Source organism: Streptomyces sp. NPDC001902, assembly GCF_042891295.1.
Classification (GTDB): domain Bacteria; phylum Actinomycetota; class Actinomycetes; order Streptomycetales; family Streptomycetaceae; genus Actinacidiphila.
This window is the reverse complement of record NZ_JBIATA010000008.1, coordinates 217,145-235,264: the sequence shown is the minus strand read 5'-3', so window position 1 is coordinate 235,264 and position 18,120 is coordinate 217,145. Positions and strand designations below refer to the sequence as shown.

At 72.6% G+C, this 18,120-nt stretch carries 15 protein-coding genes; 7 read left to right on the top strand and 8 right to left on the bottom strand.

Annotated features, from left to right (window positions below):
* Position 1 precedes the first annotated feature (1 nt).
* From ACFYYN_RS16405 to ACFYYN_RS16390, 4 genes are all read left to right on the top strand, one after another.
* On the top strand, positions 2 to 895 hold the full coding sequence (locus tag ACFYYN_RS16405; RefSeq protein WP_499605135.1) for a carbohydrate ABC transporter permease: 894 nt from the start codon (positions 2 to 4) through the stop codon (positions 893 to 895).
* 91 nt (positions 896 to 986) lie between these two features.
* Positions 987 to 2,003 (top strand): glycoside hydrolase family 130 protein, encoded by a 1,017-nt coding sequence (locus ACFYYN_RS16400; protein ID WP_500324916.1) that lies wholly within the window; start codon positions 987 to 989, stop codon positions 2,001 to 2,003.
* A complete protein-coding gene (locus ACFYYN_RS16395; protein WP_500546347.1) occupies positions 2,000 to 3,196 on the top strand; it encodes a Gfo/Idh/MocA family protein in 1,197 nt (398 codons plus the stop codon). Before ACFYYN_RS16400 ends, ACFYYN_RS16395 begins: the two co-directional genes overlap by 4 nt.
* Positions 3,193 to 4,857 (top strand): glycoside hydrolase family 13 protein, encoded by a 1,665-nt coding sequence (locus ACFYYN_RS16390; RefSeq protein ID WP_500546346.1) that lies wholly within the window; start codon positions 3,193 to 3,195, stop codon positions 4,855 to 4,857. The genes ACFYYN_RS16395 and ACFYYN_RS16390 overlap by 4 nt, the downstream gene beginning before the upstream one ends.
* A gap of 94 nt (positions 4,858 to 4,951) precedes the next feature.
* Here the strand turns inward: ACFYYN_RS16390 and ACFYYN_RS16385 are convergent, their stop codons facing one another.
* The 6 genes from ACFYYN_RS16385 to ACFYYN_RS16360 form a co-directional block, all read right to left on the bottom strand.
* Complete coding sequence (locus ACFYYN_RS16385; protein WP_500546345.1) at positions 4,952 to 5,869, bottom strand: LysR family transcriptional regulator; 918 nt, start codon at positions 5,867 to 5,869, stop codon at positions 4,952 to 4,954.
* 260 nt (positions 5,870 to 6,129) lie between these two features.
* A complete protein-coding gene (gene fdhD, locus ACFYYN_RS16380; protein ID WP_500546344.1) occupies positions 6,130 to 6,969 on the bottom strand; it encodes a formate dehydrogenase accessory sulfurtransferase FdhD in 840 nt (279 codons plus the stop codon).
* Entirely contained in the window at positions 6,957 to 9,251 is a 2,295-nt protein-coding gene (locus tag ACFYYN_RS16375) for an FdhF/YdeP family oxidoreductase (RefSeq protein ID WP_500546343.1), read from the bottom strand. Before ACFYYN_RS16375 ends, fdhD begins: the two co-directional genes overlap by 13 nt.
* Positions 9,252 to 9,539: 288 nt before the next feature.
* Positions 9,540 to 11,933, bottom strand: a complete 2,394-nt coding sequence (locus ACFYYN_RS16370) for a SpoIIE family protein phosphatase (RefSeq protein WP_500546342.1) — start codon at positions 11,931 to 11,933, stop codon at positions 9,540 to 9,542.
* A gap of 74 nt (positions 11,934 to 12,007) precedes the next feature.
* A complete protein-coding gene (locus ACFYYN_RS16365; protein ID WP_500546341.1) occupies positions 12,008 to 12,982 on the bottom strand; it encodes a WGR domain-containing protein in 975 nt (324 codons plus the stop codon).
* A 64-nt stretch (positions 12,983 to 13,046) separates the two neighbouring features.
* Entirely contained in the window at positions 13,047 to 13,595 is a 549-nt protein-coding gene (locus ACFYYN_RS16360; RefSeq protein WP_500324806.1) for a GNAT family N-acetyltransferase, read from the bottom strand.
* A gap of 122 nt (positions 13,596 to 13,717) precedes the next feature.
* Here ACFYYN_RS16360 and ACFYYN_RS16355 point away from each other — a divergent pair, with 122 nt between their 5' ends.
* Complete coding sequence (locus ACFYYN_RS16355) at positions 13,718 to 14,437, top strand: SDR family oxidoreductase (RefSeq protein ID WP_500324804.1); 720 nt, start codon at positions 13,718 to 13,720, stop codon at positions 14,435 to 14,437.
* Between the two features lie 60 nt (positions 14,438 to 14,497).
* Entirely contained in the window at positions 14,498 to 14,980 is a 483-nt protein-coding gene (locus ACFYYN_RS16350) for a winged helix-turn-helix transcriptional regulator (RefSeq protein WP_500546340.1), read from the top strand.
* Between the two features lie 15 nt (positions 14,981 to 14,995).
* Here the strand turns inward: ACFYYN_RS16350 and ACFYYN_RS16345 are convergent, their stop codons facing one another.
* Entirely contained in the window at positions 14,996 to 15,406 is a 411-nt protein-coding gene (locus ACFYYN_RS16345) for a DUF3662 domain-containing protein (protein ID WP_500546339.1), read from the bottom strand.
* A gap of 229 nt (positions 15,407 to 15,635) precedes the next feature.
* Here ACFYYN_RS16345 and ACFYYN_RS16340 point away from each other — a divergent pair, with 229 nt between their 5' ends.
* Positions 15,636 to 16,811, top strand: a complete 1,176-nt coding sequence (locus ACFYYN_RS16340) for a right-handed parallel beta-helix repeat-containing protein (protein ID WP_500546338.1) — start codon at positions 15,636 to 15,638, stop codon at positions 16,809 to 16,811.
* Between the two features lie 3 nt (positions 16,812 to 16,814).
* Here the strand turns inward: ACFYYN_RS16340 and ACFYYN_RS16335 are convergent, their stop codons facing one another.
* On the bottom strand, positions 16,815 to 17,855 hold the full coding sequence (locus tag ACFYYN_RS16335; RefSeq protein WP_500546337.1) for a serine/threonine-protein kinase: 1,041 nt from the start codon (positions 17,853 to 17,855) through the stop codon (positions 16,815 to 16,817).
* Positions 17,856 to 18,120 lie beyond the last annotated feature (265 nt).

Here is an 18,120-nt window from a genome sequence, read left to right as displayed (position 1 = left end):
CATGGCCGACGCACACGCCCCCTCGCTCCCGCGCCGCTCGGCGCACCACAGGCCGCACACGCACTCGCGCGCCCGCAGGATCCTGTCGCGGCTGGCCCTGCTCGCCGGGGCCTTCGCCTTCCTCTTCCCCTTCTACTACATGCTCATCGGCTCCCTGCAGCGCGAGCCGGACAGCAGCCCCGCCGGCGCCTTCCCGCAACCGGGGAACCTCTCCCTGCACAACTACGCGGAGATCAACTCGGCCATCTCGCTCGGCCGTTCCCTGATCAACTCCGGGATCTTCACCGGCGGCGTCATCGTCTGCACCACCGTCTTCGGCCTGCTGGCGGGGTACGCCCTGGCCCGGCTCCACTTCCGGGGCAAGGGCTCCACCTTCGCCCTGGTGCTGCTGGTGCAGGTCATCCCGTTCCAGCTGCTGATGATCCCGCTGTACGTGCTGATCGTCCGCGACTACGGCCTGGCCGACTCCTACATCGGGATCATCCTGCCGTTCGCGATCAACACCAGCGCGGTCTTCATCTTCCGGCAGTTCTTCCTGCAGTTGCCGCAGGCGATGTTCGAGGCCGCGCGCATCGACGGCGCGGGCGAGCTGCAGATCCTGTTCCGGATCGCGATCCCGCTGTGCAAGCCGGCGCTCGCCTCGGTGGTGCTGCTGAGCTTCACCGGGCCGTGGAACGAGTTCCTGTGGCCGTTCCTGGTCACCAAGGAGCAGGACATGCAGCCGCTGGCGGTGTCCCTGGCCAACTACATCAGCACGGTCTCCTCCGCGGCCGCCAACCCGTTCGGCGCCATCCTCGCCGGTGCCTGCGTACTGGCCGCGCCCGCGGTGGCCCTCTACCTCGTCTTCCAGAGCCGCTTCACCTCCACCGACCTCGATTCCGCCACGAAGGGCTGAACTCGCCGTGAACGACCGCACCACCAGCACCGCCCGTACCACCGGCTCCAACAGTTCCGTGCCCTACCGCCTGACCCGCGTCGGCGTCGTGATGTCGCCGCTGGCCGGCGAGGCCAACGAGGCCGAGGGCGTGCTCAACCCCGCGTCCGGCCGCACCCCGGACGGCACCCTGCACCTGCTGCCCCGCCTCGTCGCGGAGGGCAACGTCTCCCGCGTGGGCCTGGCCGAGGTCGTGATCGAGGACGGCGTGCCCACCGGCGTCGAGCGCCGCGGCGTCGTCCTCGCCCCCGACGCCGGCTGGGAGCGCGGCAAGAACAACGCCGGCGTGGAGGACCCGCGCACGACGTGGATCGAGGCGCTCGGGCTGCACGTCATGTCGTACGTCGCCTACGGCCCGCTCGGCCCCAAGCCGGCGCTGGCCGTCTCGAAGGACCTGGTCACCTGGGAGCGCCTGGGCCCGATCCAGTTCGCCTACCAGGCCGACCTCGACACCGACCTCAACCTCTTCCCGAACAAGGACGTGGTGCACTTCCCCGAGCCCGTCCCGGGCCCGGACGGCGAGCCCGCCTTCGCCATGCTGCACCGCCCGATGTGGGACCTGGGCTGGTTCCGTCCCGGGGAGGGCGTCCACCTGCCGGCCGGCGTGACCGACGAGCGCCCCGGCATCTGGATCTCCTACGTCCCGGTGGCCGAGGTGGAGAAGGACCTCAGCGCCCTGGCCCGCCCCCGTGACCACCGTCTGGTCGCGCTGTCCGAGCACCCCTGGGAAGAGCTCAAGATCGGCGCCGGCCCGGCCCCGATCCGCGTCGAGGAGGGCTGGCTGCTCATCCACCACGGCGTGTCCGGCACCATCGACGACCCCTTCGCCCAGCAGCAGAAGGTCAGCTACGCGGCGGGCGCCATGATCCTCGACCCGCAGGACCCGGCCCGGATCCTGGCCCGCACCGACGAGCCTCTCATGGAGCCGGAGACGGAGGAGGAGCGTTCCGGCACCGTGCCGAACGTCGTCTTCCCGACCGCGATCGAGGAGATCGACGGCGTGCGCTACGTCTTCTACGGCATGGCCGACGCCCACATCGGCGTCGCCCGCCTGGACCGTGCCGAGTGACCACGCTCGGTCTGGGCCTGGCCGGCTGCGGCGCGTTCGGCGCCTACCTGCTGGACGCCGTGGCCGACCTGCCCGGCGTACGCGTCGTGGCGTGCGCCGACCCCGACGGTGACCGTGCCGCCGCCCTCGCGCGGCGGCACGGCGCCGCCGTCTCCGCCGACGCCGCGGCGCTGGCCGGCCTGCGCGGGGTGGACGTCGTGGCGATCGCCACTCCCCCGGCCACCCACGCGGAACTCGCCGTCGGCGCGCTGCGCGCGGGCCGGCACGTGTTCTGCGAGAAGCCGCTGGCCGTGACGCTGGAGGACGCCCTGCGGGTGGAGGCCGAGGCCGAACGCTCCGCCGGCGTCCTCGTCGTCGACCACGTCCTGCGCTACAACCCCGTCCTGCGGATGCTCGAGCGGCTGCGTGATGAAGGGCTGCTGGACCCGCTGGTGCGCTTCGCCTTCGAGAACGACGCCGCCGACGAGGACCTGGGCCCCGGCCACTGGTTCTGGGACCCCGCCCACAGCGGCGGCATCCACGTCGAGCACGGCGTGCACTTCTTCGACGCCGCCCGCGCCCTCATGGGCAGCGAGCCCGTCGAGGTGCACGGCACGGCCGTGCGCCGCGAGGGCGGCCCGGTCGACATCGTCGTGGCCACCGCCACCCACCCCGGCGGCGCCGTCGCCACCCACACCCATTCCTTCACCCACGCCCATCGCGCCGAACGGCAGTTGATGCGCCTGGACTACGGCTTCGCCGAGGCCCGGGTCACCGGCTGGATCCCGACCCACGCGACGGTCACGGCCTGGACGGACGAGCAGGGCGCCCGCCGCTGGGAGGACCTGCCCTCGCGTGCCGCCGCGCTGCTGGCCGTACCGGGGCTGCGGCCGCACGGCGAGGAGCGGATCACCGTCACGGTGGAACGCGACGCGGGACCGGCGGCGCCCGCCCGCGGCCGCGGTGCGGAGCGGAGCGTCCCGCACCGGGTGACCTGCGTGGTCGACCTGGGCGGAGAGGCGCGCAAGCAGCACGTGTACGCCGAGAGCGTGCGCGCCGCCTTCACCGACCTGCTGCGCTGCGCGACCGAGGGCGGCACCCCGGTGGCCGACGCGCGGTCCGGGCGGACCGCGGTCGCGGTGGCCGAGGCCGCCACGCGTTCCGCGGAGACCGGCCGCACCCTGCCGGTCCCGTCCGGCCCGACAGGAGCATGAGGAGCACCGTGAGCACCACCATTCCCGCACCGGACACGCCCTGGTGGCGGGACGCGGTCTGCTACGAGATCCACCCGCGCGCGTTCGCCGACGGCGACGGGGACGGCGTCGGCGACCTCGCCGGCGCCGCCGCCCGCCTGGACCACGTGGCCCGGCTGGGGGCGGACGCGGTGTGGATCACCCCGTTCTACCCGTCCCCGCTGGCCGACGGCGGCTACGACATCGCCGACCACACCGCCGTCGCCCCCGACCTCGGCACCGACGCGGACTTCGACGCCTTCGTCGCGCGCGCCCACGGCCTGGGGCTGCGGGTCCTGATCGACCTCGTTCCCAACCACACCTCCGACACGCACCCCTGGTTCCGGGAGGCGCTCGCGGCCGGCCCGGGGAGCGCGGCGAGGGACCGCTACCTCTTCCGCACCGGACGCGGCGTGGACGGTGAACTCCCCCCGAACGACTGGGAGTCCGCGTTCGGGGGTCCGGCGTGGACCCGTGTGCCCGCACCGGACGGCGGCCCGGGCGAGTGGTACCTGCATCTGCACGCGCCCGAGCAGCCGGACCTCAACTGGCGCCGGCCGGAGGTCGTCGCCGACTTCGAGCGGATCCTGCGGCACTGGCTCGACCGCGGCGTCGACGGTTTCCGCATCGACGTGGCCCACACCCTCTTCAAAGCCCCGGGCCTGCCCGACGCCGGACCCGGGCAGCACCAGGACATCCTGCGCAACCACCTGCTGCCGTACCACGACCAGGAGGAACTGCACCCGCTGTTCCGTTCCTGGCGCCGGCTGCTGGACACCCATCCGGCACCGCCCGGCGCGGTCCCCCCGGGGCAGCGCGTGATGGTGGCCGAGGCCGCCGTGTTCGAACCGGCCCGGCTGGCCCGGTACGTCAGCCCCGGCGAGATGCAGCAGGCCTTCAACTTCGCCTTCCTGGAGTCCCCTTGGGACGGGAGGGAAATGCGCGCGGTCATCGGGCGGTCCGTCGCGTCGATGCGGGCCGTCGGGGCGCCGGTCACCTGGGTCCTGTCCAGCCACGACGCGGTCCGCCCGGTCACCCGCTACGGCGGCGGGCAGCGCGGCCGGCGCCGTGCCCGGGCCGCCGCGCTGCTCATGCTCGCGCTGCCCGGCGCCGCGTACGTCTACCAGGGCGAGGAACTGGGGCTGCCGCAGGCCCACGTGCCGGACGAGCGGCTGCGTGATCCCCTCTGGGAGCGTTCCGGCCACCGCGAGCGCGGCCGCGACGGCTGCCGGGTGCCGCTGCCCTGGGAGGGCCCGGCGGCTCCTTACGGTTTCAGCAGCGCCCCCGCCGAGGCCTGCTGGTTCCCGCAGCCCGACGACTGGGCGGACCTGACGGTCCGGGCCCAGGAGGACGACCCCGCCTCGATGCTCGCCCTGTACCGCTCCGCGCTGCGGCTGCGCCGCGCCGCACCGGTCCCGGCGGAGGCGGCGCCGGTTCCGCAGGGGCCCGCGGACGGTTCCTGGTTCGCCTTCGACCGCGCGCCGGGGCTGCGGTGCCTGACCAACTTCGGCCCGGATCCCTTGGCCCTCGCGGAGGGGGACGAGGTGCTGCTGGCCAGCACCCCGCTCGACGGCCGCTCGGTGCCCGCGGACACCACCGTGTGGCTCCGCCCCGCCGGGGCCACGACCGGGGTCACGTCCTAGACGGGCAGTCCCAGGGCGGACCGGGACTCGCGGGGGCACGGGGACGTGCGTCCGCGCTCCCGCCGCCGGGCGTCGTCGGCCGCGATCCCCGGTCTCACGGCATCCGGGGAAGCGACTCCAGCGGCTTGAGGTCGGCGTGCTGCGCGGTGGCGACCAGCGCCTGCACCATCACGGACTCGGGATCGCGGCGGAAGGCGACCAGCCCTATCTCGGCAGCCCGGGCGGGCTCCACCATCGGGACCGCCCGCACCCCGGGCGGCACTCCCAGGGCATGGATCCACGCCAGAGGGGCGATCCCGGCCCATCGCCCGGGCACGACGTGGGCGATCAGCGAGGCGAACGAGTCGGTCTCCACCCTCGCCGTCGGTTCGGCCCCGGCCGCGGCGAAGAGGGCGTCCATGGTGCGCCGTCCCCGCATGGTCGAGGTGAGCAGGCACAGTGGCAGGGCCGCCGCCTCCGCCCAGGTCGCCGTGGCGCCGCCGGCCGGGGCCCACGAGGCGTCGGTGAGCAGTGCGTACTTCTCCCGGTACAGCGGCACGGTGCGAAAGGCGGCACGCACCTCGTCGTCCAGGTAGGTGACGGCGGCGTCGAGGGTGAAGTCCCTGAGCATCGTGAGGATGTCACTCGACGTCAGGTCGTTCACGATGTGCGCGGTGAGCAGCGGGTGCCGCGTGCACAACGGGTCGACCAGGCGCGGCACGGCGGTGGCCGCGCTGGGCACGACGCCGATGCGGATGCGGCCGCTCAGTCCGGTGCGCATGGCGGCGACCTCGCCCTCCATGGCGTCCCGGTCGGCCAGGATCTGCCGCGCCCACACCACGACGCGCTCGCCCTCGGCGGTGAGGCCGTCGAACCGCCGGTCCCGCTGGATCAGCGGGACCCGCATCTCCTCCTCCAGCTTGCGGATGCCCTCGGACAACGAGGGCTGGGACACCCCGCAGCTCTGCGCGGCACGGGCGAAATGCCCCTCCTGCGCCAGGGCCACCAGGTATTCGAGCTGCCGGAAGAGCACGGCTGAGCACCTCTCAGGATTCCACCGGCCGGGAGACGCGTCGGACCTGTTCCCGGGTTCCGAGCTGTATACCAAGTCGCTCCCGGCGGGCCGACGGCGCCCGCCTCCGCGAAGTGCCCGGAGCGCCCGTGTTCCCAGTGAACCGGTGAGTGCCGTGCGCGGCGAGTCGAGGATGCGGTCACGCCGGCACCGGGCGCGGAACGGGTGCCGCCCGGACGGGCGGCACCCCTCGCGCACGCACCGCCGGGCGACGCTCCGCGTCAGGCGACGGGCTGGGCCACGCGCAGCCGCCCGGCGCCGGTGTACACGTTCGCCGAGCGGCCGCGCAGGAAGCCCACCAGGGTCATCCCCGTCTCGTCGGCCAGGTCCACGGCGAGGGAGGACGGCGCGGACACCGCGGCCAGCACCGGGATGCCCGCCATGGCCGCCTTCTGCACGAGTTCGAAGGACGCCCGCCCGCTGACCATGAGCACGGTGCCCCGCAGCGGCAGCAGCCCCTCCTGCAACGCGTGGCCGACCACCTTGTCGACGGCGTTGTGACGGCCCACGTCCTCACGCAGGCACAGCATCTCGCCCTCCGTCGTGAACAGCCCGGCAGCGTGCAGCCCGCCCGTGCTGTCGAAGACCCGCTGCGCCGCCCGCAGCCGGTCGGGGAGGGTGAAGAGCACCTCGGAATCGATCTCCGCGTCGTCGCCCGCCACGCTCCAGCGCTGCGTGGTCCGCACCGCGTCCAGGCTCGCCTTGCCGCACAGACCGCAGGAGGAGGTGGTGTAGAAGTTGCGCTCCAGGGAGAGGTCGGGCAGGCGCACGCCAGGGGCCAGGACGACGTCGACGACGTTGTAGGTGTTGCCGCCGTCGTCCGTGGCGCCGGCGCAGTAGCGGATGCCCAGCACGTCGTCCGGACCGTGGATGACGCCCTCGCTGACAAGGAAGCCCACCGCGAGGTCGAAGTCGCTGCCGGGGGTGCGCATGGTGACCGTCAGCGCGCGGCCGCCGACCCGGATCTCCATCGGCTCCTCGGCGGCCAGCGTGTCCGAGCGGTGCCCGGGCACCCCGTCCCTGATCCGCAGCACCCGCCGCCGCGCGGTCACCCGGCCCATGCCGCCGCCTCCAGTCGTACGACGACGGCCTTGGAGGTGGGGCAGTTGCTGACGTCCGCGACGCTGTCCAGCGGGACCAGGACGTTGGTCTCCGGGTAGTAGGCGGCGGCCGACCCCCGGGAGGTGGGGTAGGGCACCAGGCGGAAGGACTCGGCCCGGCGCTCGCTGCCGTCGGTCCAGATGCTCACCAGGTCCACCATCTGCATCTCGGTGAGCCCCAGGGCCGCGATGTCCTCGGGGTTGACCATGACGACCCGGCGTCCGCCCTGGATGCCGCGGTAGCGGTCGTCCATGGCGTACGGGATGGTGTTCCACTGGTCGTGCGACCGCAGGGACTGCAGGATGAGGTGGCCCTTGGGCGCCCGCGGCATCTCGAAGTCGTTGCGGGTGAAGACGGCCTTGCCGCTCGGCGTCCGGAAGGTCATCGCGTTCACCGGGTTCGGCAGCTGGAAGCCGCCCGGTTCGGCGACGCGCCGGTTGAAGTCCGCGAACCCCGGGACGACCCGGGAGATCCGGTCCCGGACGGTGCCGTAGTCGGCCTCGAACTCCTCCCAGCCGATCGCCGGGGAATCGCCGAGGGTGGCCCGGGCCAGCCGGGAGATGATCGCCACCTCGCTCAGCAGGTCGGGGGAGGCGGGCGCCAGCTTGCCGCGGGAGGCGTGCACCATGCTCATGGAGTCCTCGACGGTGACGAACTGCTCGCCGCCCGCCTGGACGTCCCGGTCGCTGCGGCCCAGGGTGGGCAGGATCAGTGCGGTGTCACCGCACACGGTGTGCGAGCGGTTGAGCTTGGTGGAGATGTGCGCCGTCAGCCGGCAGCGGCGCATCGCCCGCTCCGTGACGTCGCTGTCGGGGGTCGCCCGGACGAAGTTCCCCGCCACCCCGAGGAAGAACTTCGCCTCGCCGTCGCGCATGGCACGGATGGCGTCGACGGAGTCGTGGCCGTGCTTGACGGGGGGTGTGAAGCCGAACTCCCGTCCCAGGGAGTCGAGGAAGCTCTGCGGCATCTTCTCCCAGATGCCCATGGTGCGGTCGCCCTGGACGTTGCTGTGGCCACGCACCGGGCACGCCCCGGCGCCGGGCTTGCCCAGGTTGCCGCGCAGCATCAGGAAGTTGACGATCTCGCGGATGGTCGGCACACCGTGCTTCTGCTGCGTGACGCCCATGGCCCAGCAGACGATGACGCTCTTGGCGGCCAGGACGCGCTCGTGGACCTGCTCGATCTCCTCGCGCGTCAGGCCGGTGGCCGTCAGCACGTCGTCCCACGACGTCTTGCGCGCGTGCTCGGCGAACTCCTGGAAGCCCGTGCTGTGCTCGCGGATGAAGTCGTGGTCCAGGACCGTACCGGGAGCGGCGTCCTCGGCCTCCAGGAGCAGCAGGTTCAGCGCCTGGAAGAGGGCGAGGTCGCCGCCCGCGCGGATGTGGAGGAACTGGTCGGCGATGACCGTGCCGCGCCCGATGACGCCGCGCGCCTTCTGCGGGTGCTTGAACCGCATCAGCCCGGCCTCGGGGAGGGTGTTGACGGCGACGACGCTTCCGCCGCCCCGCTTGGTCTCCTCCAGTGCGGACAGCATGCGCGGGTGGTTGGTGCCGGGGTTCTGTCCGACGACGAAGATCAGGTCGGCCTCGTGGATGTCGTCGAGGCTGACGGTGCCCTTGCCAACGCCGAGCGTCTCGTTCATGGCGGCGCCGCTGGACTCGTGGCACATGTTGCTGCAGTCCGGCAGGTTGTTGGTGCCGTAGGCGCGGGCGAAGAGCTGGAGGAGGAAGGCGGCCTCGTTGCCCACCCGCCCGGAGGTGTAGAACAGGGCCTCGTCCGGGGAGTCCAGGGCGCGCAGCTCCTCGGCCATCAGGGCGATGGCCTCGGGCCAGGCGATGGGCTCGTAGTGCTCCGACCCGGGCCGCTTGACCATCGGTTCGGTCAGTCTGCCCTGCTGGTTGAGCCAGTAGTCGGACTTACGTCCCAACTCCTCGACGGTGTACTGCTCGAAGAACTCCCGCCGCACGCGGTGCGACGTCGCCTCGTCGTTGATGTGCTTGGCGCCGTTCTCGCAGTACTCGTTCATGTGCCGCTTGCCGGGCGCCGCCTCGGGCCAGGCACAGCCGGGGCAGTCGATGCCCTTGGCCTGGTTGACGTTCAGCAGGGTCAGCATGGTCCGGCGGGGCGAGGTCTGGCTCAGTGAGTACCGCAGTGCGTGCGTGACCGCGGGGAGACCGGTCGCCCAGGTCTTGGGCGAGGTGATCTCCAGGTGCTCGTCCGTTGGGTCCTCCAGAGCGCTCATGCCTGCCCTGCCTTCCCGGCTTCCGACACCGCGGAAACCGCCGCGAATACCGATCCGCAGAAAAGCTAGACCCGCTTCACCGGCCCGTCAAAGAGGCCGTTCCTTTTGCTTGATAGGCGGCGCCGATCAAGGAAGAGCAGGGCGAACTCCCAGCTCGTCGCGGCACTGTACGTATCCGGGGGAACGCGGCGAAAAAGCGGGCGCAAAAAAACGTCTCGCCATCCGGGGATTTCACCGGGGACGTCCGTTCCGCCGCCCACGAGAATTCAGGACCGGCTCCGCGCGCCTCTAGACGGCGAGGGTCTGCTCGGTCCAGATGGTCTTGCCGCGCTCCCGGTAGCGGGTGCCCCAGCGCTCGGCGAACTGGGAGACCAGCAGCAGGCCGCGGCCGCCCTCGTCGGTGGTGCGGGCGTGGCGCAGGAAGGGTGCGGCGCTGCTGGTGTCGGAGACCTCGCAGGTCAGCGCCCGGTCGCGGATGAGCCGGAGCTGGATGGGCGGTGTCGCGTACCGGATGGCGTTGGTGACCAGTTCACTGACGATGAGTTCGGTGGCGAAGCACTCCTCGTGCAGGGCCCACGCCGCGAGCTGACGCGTCGTCAGCGTCCGTGCGGTGGCCACGGCGGCGGGGTCGCACGGCAGGTCCCAGGTGGCGACGGAGTCGGGGCCGAGCGGCCGGGGGCGGGCCACGAGCACGGAGGCGTCGTGGTCCGGGTCCGCGGGGACCAGGGCGTCCGTGAGCAGCAGGCTCATGTCCTGGGGGGAGTCGCAGGGCGTGGCCAGCAGCCGCTCGAACTCCGCCCGACCGGTGCCCGCCGGGTGGCTCTGCAGGAGCCCGGGGGTGCGGAGCACCAGCATGCATCCCTCGGGCAGTTCCAGGGTGGCCATCTCGAAGGACGGCTCGGGGCGGCCGAGCGGTTCGCCCGCGGGGGCGTCCGGGATCCGAACGGTGTGGTCGGGGTGGACGACCGCCGGCGGCGGATGGCCCGCCGAGGCCATGGTGCTCTGCCGGGTCACGGGGTCGTAGACCATGTACAGGCAGGTGGCCCCGACCGGGGAGGCCGAGCCCGCGCCCTCGTGCTCCTGGGCGAGGTTGCGCACCAGGTCGTCCAGGCGGGCCAGGACCTCGTCGGGGGCCTGGTCCAGGTTGGCAAGGGTGTGCACGGCCGCCCGGAGCCGGCCCATGGTGGCGGCGGTGCGCATGCCACGGCCGGGGGTGCTGCCGCTGACGAGGGCCACGCGTGCGCCCGGCAGCGGAATGACCTCCGTCCAGTCGCCGCCGGCACCGGAACGCACCAGGTGGTGGGCCCACTCCACGGCGCTGGGCGCGGGCAGCCGCTGGGGCAGCATGCCGCGCTGCAGGGCGAGGACGGCGTTGCGTTCGCGCACGTAGCGGTGGGCGTTGTCCAGCGCCATCGCGCCGCGGCCGGCGAGGTCGACGGCGAGCGTGAGGTCGTCGTCGTCGAAGGGGCCCAGCTCCGGGTCCCACCGGTGGAAGGTGACGAGGCCCAGCACGCAGTCGCGGACCAGCAGCGGCACCACCATCAGGGAGTGCACCCGCTCCTCCAGCATCCTGCCGCCCCGTACGGGGTCGTCACCGATCCACGTGCTGTCCTGGCTGAGCCGGGGAACGAGGCGCGGCTCGTGGTCGGCGAGCACCTGCAGGGCGGGCGAGCCCACCAGGTGGGTGCTGACCGCACCCGTGGTGTACGCCCCGGTCTGGCCGCAGCGGGCGGAGGTGGCGGCGCGCCGCAGCCCGGTGTCGTCCGCGACCGGCCCCGCCGCCATCTCCTCGCCGCCGAGGAGGGGGGCCAGCAGGTCCACGTTCACGCAGTCGGCGAGTGCCGGGACACCCACCTCGGCCAGTTCCTGCGCCGTGCGGATCGGGTCCAGGGTGGTGCCGATCCTCCGTCCCGCCTCGGCCATCAGGGCCAGGCGCGCCTCGGCGAGGTGGCGTTCCGTGACGTCGACGACGGCGTCGGCCACGCCGAGGATGCGGCCGTCCTCCGACTCGAGCCGGAAGGCGGACGCCGAGTAGACGTGCTCCCTGGCGGGATCGCCGGGCGGACGGCCGCGCTTCTCGAACGAGATCGCGGCCTCTCCGGTCCTGAGCACCCTGTTCATCACGCGCTCGGCGAGCTCCGCGCTGAAGTCGGGCCACGCCTCGGTGGGCCGCCGCCCCAGGGCGAGCTGCGAGCGGTGGTCCTGCATCCCCTCCGCCGCCGGGTTGAACCGCATCAGCCTGAGCTGCGGGTCCAGCACGAACAGCCCGATGGGCGAGCGGGTGAACAGTGCCTCCAGGAGGGCGCGGTCGACGTCCGGGGAGAGGCCCGACACCCCGGTCAGCAGGTCGACGGTCAGGCGCGGGCCCGTCCCGTCGTCACGCACGGCCCGCAGGCTCGGCCGGCAGGCCACCGTCCGCCCGTCACGGTGCCGGAGGAGGACGCATCCGGGCCCGGCGCACGCGCCGGATCCGGCGTCGGCGGTGCCGGGGGCGGGGACGGGGGCGAGCAGGTCCAGCGCGGGCCGGCCGAGCACGTCGCCCGCCGGGCGGCCGAGGAGGCGCTCCGCCTCCGGGCTCCATGCGACGACCGTGCCATGGGCGTCGATCACCATCCGCGCCGCCGTACGCCCCGCCGGCTCCTCGCGCTCTTCGCCGCGTTCCCGCGATGCCCAAGTGCCCATGACCGTCCCATCACGTTCCGGTCCTCAGGTTCCCAGTCTTGCGCAGGCGGGCGAGGTCACCACTCGGGGCCGCCTCAGCCGTGCAGGAAGGCCGTCACCTCCGCGAGGGACGGGACCTCGGCGGGTGTGAAGCGCCGGATCTCGCCGCGGAAGGAGCGCACTTCAAGCCAGCTGCCGGGGTCCGCACCCGGCAGTGCCGCCAGGAGGGCCTCGAGATCGGCGGCGCCGAACACCTTGAACGTCCGTGTCCGCCGGTAGTGGGACGGCTGGACGTCGAAGCGGAGGTCCACGACCGGTTGCGGCCGGCGGGCCCAGTCGGCGTACGGCAGCGAGCCGTGCCCGTGGATCCGCGCGTCGACCAGGACCTCGGGATCCGCGTCACCGATCTCGCAGTCGAAGACCGGGAAGGCCGCGGCGACGCGGTCGGCGATGGCGGGGTAGGCGACGCAGCCCCGTCCGAGGGCCGGTGCGCACAACAGCGCGTGGCTGAACGCCCCGACCGGCTCCGGCAGCGGCACCTTGTGGTGGGAGCGCCCGCCGAAGGGCAGGTCGCGACGGGTACGGACGAAGTCCAGGAAGGCGGACACCGCTGCGGCGTCACTCCGGTCGGACCGCACGGCGAAGCGGACGGCGCTGCGTCCGTCGTCGCGCAGGACCACGTACTCGTGGAAACCCGCCGGCCGCCCCGGCGCGAGCACATGGCGGTACACCTGCTCGAAGCCCTCGACCGGCAGGTACTCCAGGGCCGGGGCGTGCAGCCGGGCGTGCGGGCGGGCGCCCGCCCTCAGCACGTCGAGGACCTTCGCCTGGTCGGGTCCGGCGTCGTCCTCCGGCGGGTCGACCTCCACGAAACCCTTCCGCAGCCACTCGCCGGCCTTGCGCGCGGCGTGGCGCCGGGCGTGCTCCTCGTCGTCGAGCGTCGAGGTGCTCCCCTTGCCGTTCGCACCGACGGAGCCCCAGCGCAGGAAGCAGCGGATCCCCTCCTGACGGATCTCCCGGTACTCGGTCCTCCCGGCCCCCGGGGCCTCGAACCGCCGCCACCTCGTCATCCGTGTCCGTCCTCCGGCGTCCGCGGCGCCGCCCGTGCGCTGCGCGCCGCCTCCGGCGGTCATGTCAGGGCGCCTGGACCGGGGCGCCCGCCGTGATCCGGTACAGCACGTTGGGGCGCAGCGGCCCTTCGGGGGCGGTGGGGTCCTCGAAGTCGCCGGCGGGGTCGCGGGTCATGCCGATGCGGCGCATGACGGCCTGGGAGCGGAGGTTCCCGGCCGTCGTCACCGCGAGGATCTCATCGAGCCCGAGGGTGCCGAAGCCGAAGGCCAGGACGGCCAGGGCGGCCTCGGTGGCGTAGCCCTTGCCCCAGGCCGCACGCGCGAGGCGCCAGCCGATCTCCACTCCCGTGAACGGCAGGCCGTCGTCCACCCGGTCCAGGCCGGCGAAGCCGGCGAACCCGCCGGTCGCCCGGATCTCGACCGCCCACCAGCCGTAGCCGCGCTCGTCGAATTCGGCCAGGAACCGGGCCACGGACGCGTCGCTCTGCTCCCGGGTCAGCGGCTCCCCCAGATGCTCCCGCACCTCGGGGTCGGCGTTCATCGCCGCCCAGGGCGCGAGGTCGCGGTCCTGCCAGCGGCGGAGGATCAGGCGTTCGGTGCTCAGTTCGGTCACACCGCCCAGCCAACGGCAACCGCGGCTCCGGGGCAAGGTCATTTCCCATCTGAGTTGCTTTTCAGAATCCAGCTGACCTAGATTGGAGATACCTACTCAGCCCAACGGAACGAGCGCTCCTCATGGACATCAAGAACTCCGTCGCCGTCGTGACCGGCGCCAACCGCGGCCTCGGCCGTCACCTGGCGACCCAGCTGCTCGACCGGGGCGCCGCCAAGGTCTACGCCGGCGTCCGCAACCCCGACGCCCTCGACCTGCCGGGCGTGGAGCCGCTCCGGCTGGACATCACCGACCCCGAGTCGGTCGCCCGGGCGGCCCGGACCGCCTCCGACGCCACCCTCGTGATCAACAACGCGGGCGTCAGCACCCACGTGGGGCTCGCCGAGGGGAACATGGCCGACATCCGCCTGGAGATGGAGACCCACTTCTTCGGCTCCCTGGGCGTCACGCGGGCCTTCGCGCCGGTGATCGCCGCGAACGGCGGCGGAGCCGTCCTCAACGTCCTGTCCATCCTGTCCTGGATCCACCTCCCGGGATACGGCGGCTACAGCGCGGCCAAGGCCGCCGAACTGGCGATGACCAACGTCCTCCGGCAGGAGCTCGCCCCGTCCGGCATCGACGTCACCGCGCTCCACGTGGGCTACATGGACACCGAGATGGCCGACTACGTCGACCCCTCCGACAAGGTGGACCCCGCATGGGTGGCGGGCCTGGCCCTGGACGGCATCGAGCAGCGGGCGCTGGAGGTCGTCGTCGACGACCGGAGCCGCGGCGTCCGGGCCGCCCTGTCCGGCGGACTCGAACTGCTCTACCCGGGCCTGCCCGCACCGGCTGCCCGCTGACCGGCACACGCCGCGCCGGCAGCTGAATTGGAAATGTCAATCCAGAGGTACATTGGCGGCATGTCCAGCGCCAAGGCCACCCGCAACGCCACCGGCAAGGAGGAGACCGTCTGCTCGATCGCCCGGACCCTCGAGGTCGTCGGCGACAAGTGGACGCTGCTCGTCCTGCGTGAGGCGGCGATCCGGGGCGTGACGCGCTTCGCGGACTTCCGCCGGGAGCTCGGCATCGCGCCCGATCTGCTGACCGGGCGCCTGGGCTCGCTCGTGGACGAGGGGATCATGGAGAAGCGGCCGTACCGGGAGCCGGGCAGCCGGACCCGGTACAGCTACCACCTGACACCGGCGGGCGAGGAGCTGCGGCTGATCCTCGCGGCGCTCCAGCAGTGGGGCGACACGCACCGGACCCCCGTGCGGGGGCCGAGCCACCTGCGGCGCTCGGCGGCCGAGGGCCGCCCGGTCAGCGTCGCCTTCGTCGACGACGCCGGCACCGTGCTCCCGCCGGAGGGCGTGGAGTTCACCCCCTCGGAGGGCGTCGCCCGCTGACCGCGCCACCGTGGCTCACGACCACCCGGGCGCGATCCGGGCGAGCGCGTCCGCGCGGATCCGGTTCATGGGCCTGCTGCTCACCCGGTAGCGCCCGTTGGGCACCTCGCCGGACCGGACGATGCGCACGGTGACCGGGCCGGCCCACTCGTAGCCGCGCCGGTCGGCGTGGCGCAGCAGCGAATCCGTCAGGGCCTCCCCCACGCGGGCCCGATGCGGGATCAGCTCCCTGTGCGGAGCGTCGGCCAGCTCCACCGTGTACACGTTCGGCACCACCACGCGGCTCGAACTGCACACCACCGCCCGTTCGTCGCACTCCCGGCGCAGGGCGTCCACCAGTTCCACCGGCTCACGGTGGATCAGCTTCGCCACCAGCACCTGTTCCCAGCGCTCGATCACCCGTTCCCATCGTTTCAGTGTTCCCATGACGATGCGCCTGCCCGGGGCCCGGGCCCTGATGCGGCCGCGGCCACCCCATCAGCCGTACCGGGTCGATTCCGGCCACCGGACCCGGCACCCCCGTGAGCCCGGGGGCCACCGGCCGATCAGGGCCCCGTCGCCCGCATGCCGCAGGCTCTGGAGTGGCGAGGTGTCAGATCCGTCCATAGCGTCTGTTTTCGGCTGATCACATGTCACGGAAAGCAGGTGCACACACATGAAGCTCTGTCGGTCCCGCAGGGCCGTCGTCGCGGCGGCCGCCACGGCGACCATCGTGGGGGGCGCGGTCGCGTGCGGCGGCGAGTCGCAGCCCACGGCCTCGCAGTCCGCGGACGCGCAGAAGAAGATCTCCGTCCGCGCGGGGGAATCCATCCAGTCGGCGGTGGACCGCGCCAAGCCCGGTCAGGTCATCGACATCGCGGCCGGTACCTACCACGAGAGCGTCCAGATCAGCACGCCGCGGCTGACGCTGCGCGGAGCGGGCACGGGCACCGTCATCTCCCCGAGCACGAAGGGCAAGGAGAACGCCTGCGCCAAGGCGGGCGAGGGCATCTGCGTCACCGGTACGGCGCAGAAGAAGGCGTCCGACGTGACGCTGGAGTCGCTGACGGTCGCCGGGTTCAAGAAGGCCGGCATCCACGCGACGCAGGCCGACGGCCTGCAGGTCGTCCGCGTCACGGCACGGGACAACAAGGTGCAGGGCATCCTCGCGGAGAAGTCCGTCCGCACCGTCTTCCGCGACAACACCGCCCGCAACAACGGCGATTCCGGCATCTTCCTCGCCAACTCCATGGACACCGAGGGCGGTGCGCTCGACACCCAGGGCGCCGTCATCGACGGCAACAAACTGACGGAGAACCGGATCGGCATCGGACTGCGCCGCGTCCGGGGCGTCACGGTCGAGAGCAACCAGGTCACCGGCAACTGCGGCGGTGTCTTCGTCGTCGGCGACGAGGGCGTCCCGCGCGGCGGTGCGCTGACCGTCACCCGCAACACGGTGACCGGCAACAACAAGTACTGTGCGCCCAGCGCCCGCCTCCCGTTCATCCAGGGCACGGGCATCCTGCTCACGGGCGTCGAGAAGACCGTCGTGACCGACAACGACGTGCGCGACAACAGCGGCAAGTCCCCGATGTCCGGCGGCATCGTGCTGTTCGGCAGCGTCGTGGGGACGTCCAACTCCGAGAACACCATCCGCGACAACGTCGCCCGCGGCAACAAGCCCGCCGACCTCGCCAACCGCGACCTCAAGGGCAAGGGGAACACGTTCGTCAACAACACCTCGGAGACCACCGAGCCCAAGCAACTGCCCAACAGCTCGCCCAGCGGCGCGTCGAGCACCGCGCCCAGCACCGCACCCAGCACCGCACCCAGCACCGCACCCAGCAGCTGACGTTCACAGACCCGGCAGACGACGGAAGACCGCCCGGGCCCACGTCGGCGGGTCCGGCGGCGGTCCCGGGGGCGTGGGGAGCACGGGCGCCCGGGGCGTCACCCGCGTCGCCTGGTGGTCGGGGGAACCGCCCCGCGCGGAACCCTCCTCCGGCGCGGTCGCGGCAGCGGCCGCCCGCAGGGCACCCACGAACTCCAGGCAGGAGTCGTAACGGTCCTCGGGGACCTTCGCGAGCGCTTTGGCCATGACGTCGTCCATGGCCGGCGGGATGTCCGGCCGCCGCTCGCTGAGGGGTGGCGGCTGGTCGTACTGGTGCGCCCACAGCAGGGCCATGTCCTCCTCGCGCTCGAAGGGCAGGCCACCGGTCAGGCTCTCGTAGACGACGCAGGCCAGGCTGTACAGATCGCAGCGGCCGTCCACCGGGCGCCCGGAGATCTGCTCGGGCGCCACGTAGTCCAGGGTGCCGACGAACTCGCCGACGGTGGTGAACCCGGTCAGCGACAGCGACTTCTTCGTCAGCCCGAAATCCGTGAGGTAGACGTGCTCGGGGTGCTCGCTGTCGGTGCCCTTGGCGACGAGCACGTTCCCCGGTTTCACATCGCGGTGCACCAGGTCGTGGTCGTGTGCCGCGTCCAGTGCGGAGGCCACCTGGGTGGCGATGCGCAGGGCGGTGCGAATGGGGAGCGGACCGTCCCGGTCGAAGAGCGCCCGCAGGTCGAGGCCCGAGACGTAACGCATCGCAATGTAGAGGACACCGTCGGTCTCCCCGGCCTCGAATATCGGCACGATGTGGGGGTGGTCGATCGCGGCCGCCACCCGTGACTCGTGCGTGAAACGGCGGCGGAAGGTGTCGTTGCGGGCCAGCTCGGGGGCGAGCAGCTTCAGGGCCACCGTACGGTCGAGCCGCAGGTCCCGGGCGCAGTAGACCACGGCCATGCCGCCGCGGCCGATCTCCCGCTCCACGCGGTAGCCGGCGATCTGGGCCCCGATGAGCCCGGAGGACCGCCCGGCGTACACGCTCACGTCATGCGGAATCGAATTCATCGCGCACCACCGCCACGCGGCCCGACATCGGAGACCTTTCCGCGCTCCCTTTCTGAATTGTATCGACCGGGCCCCGGCAATTCGCGGTCGCGCCTTTCCCTCGAAGCCTGAGGTACAGTTCCTGGGTCCTGTCGTCTCCAATAGAGGTGGACGTTGCTCATCTGAGGTCCGCGATCATCGCGCGCACGGCCCCACCGCCGTCCGCCGGTCACGCAGCAGTCGGCCTTCCCGCCGCCCGTGACCCCGCGCGCATGCGACCTCGGTG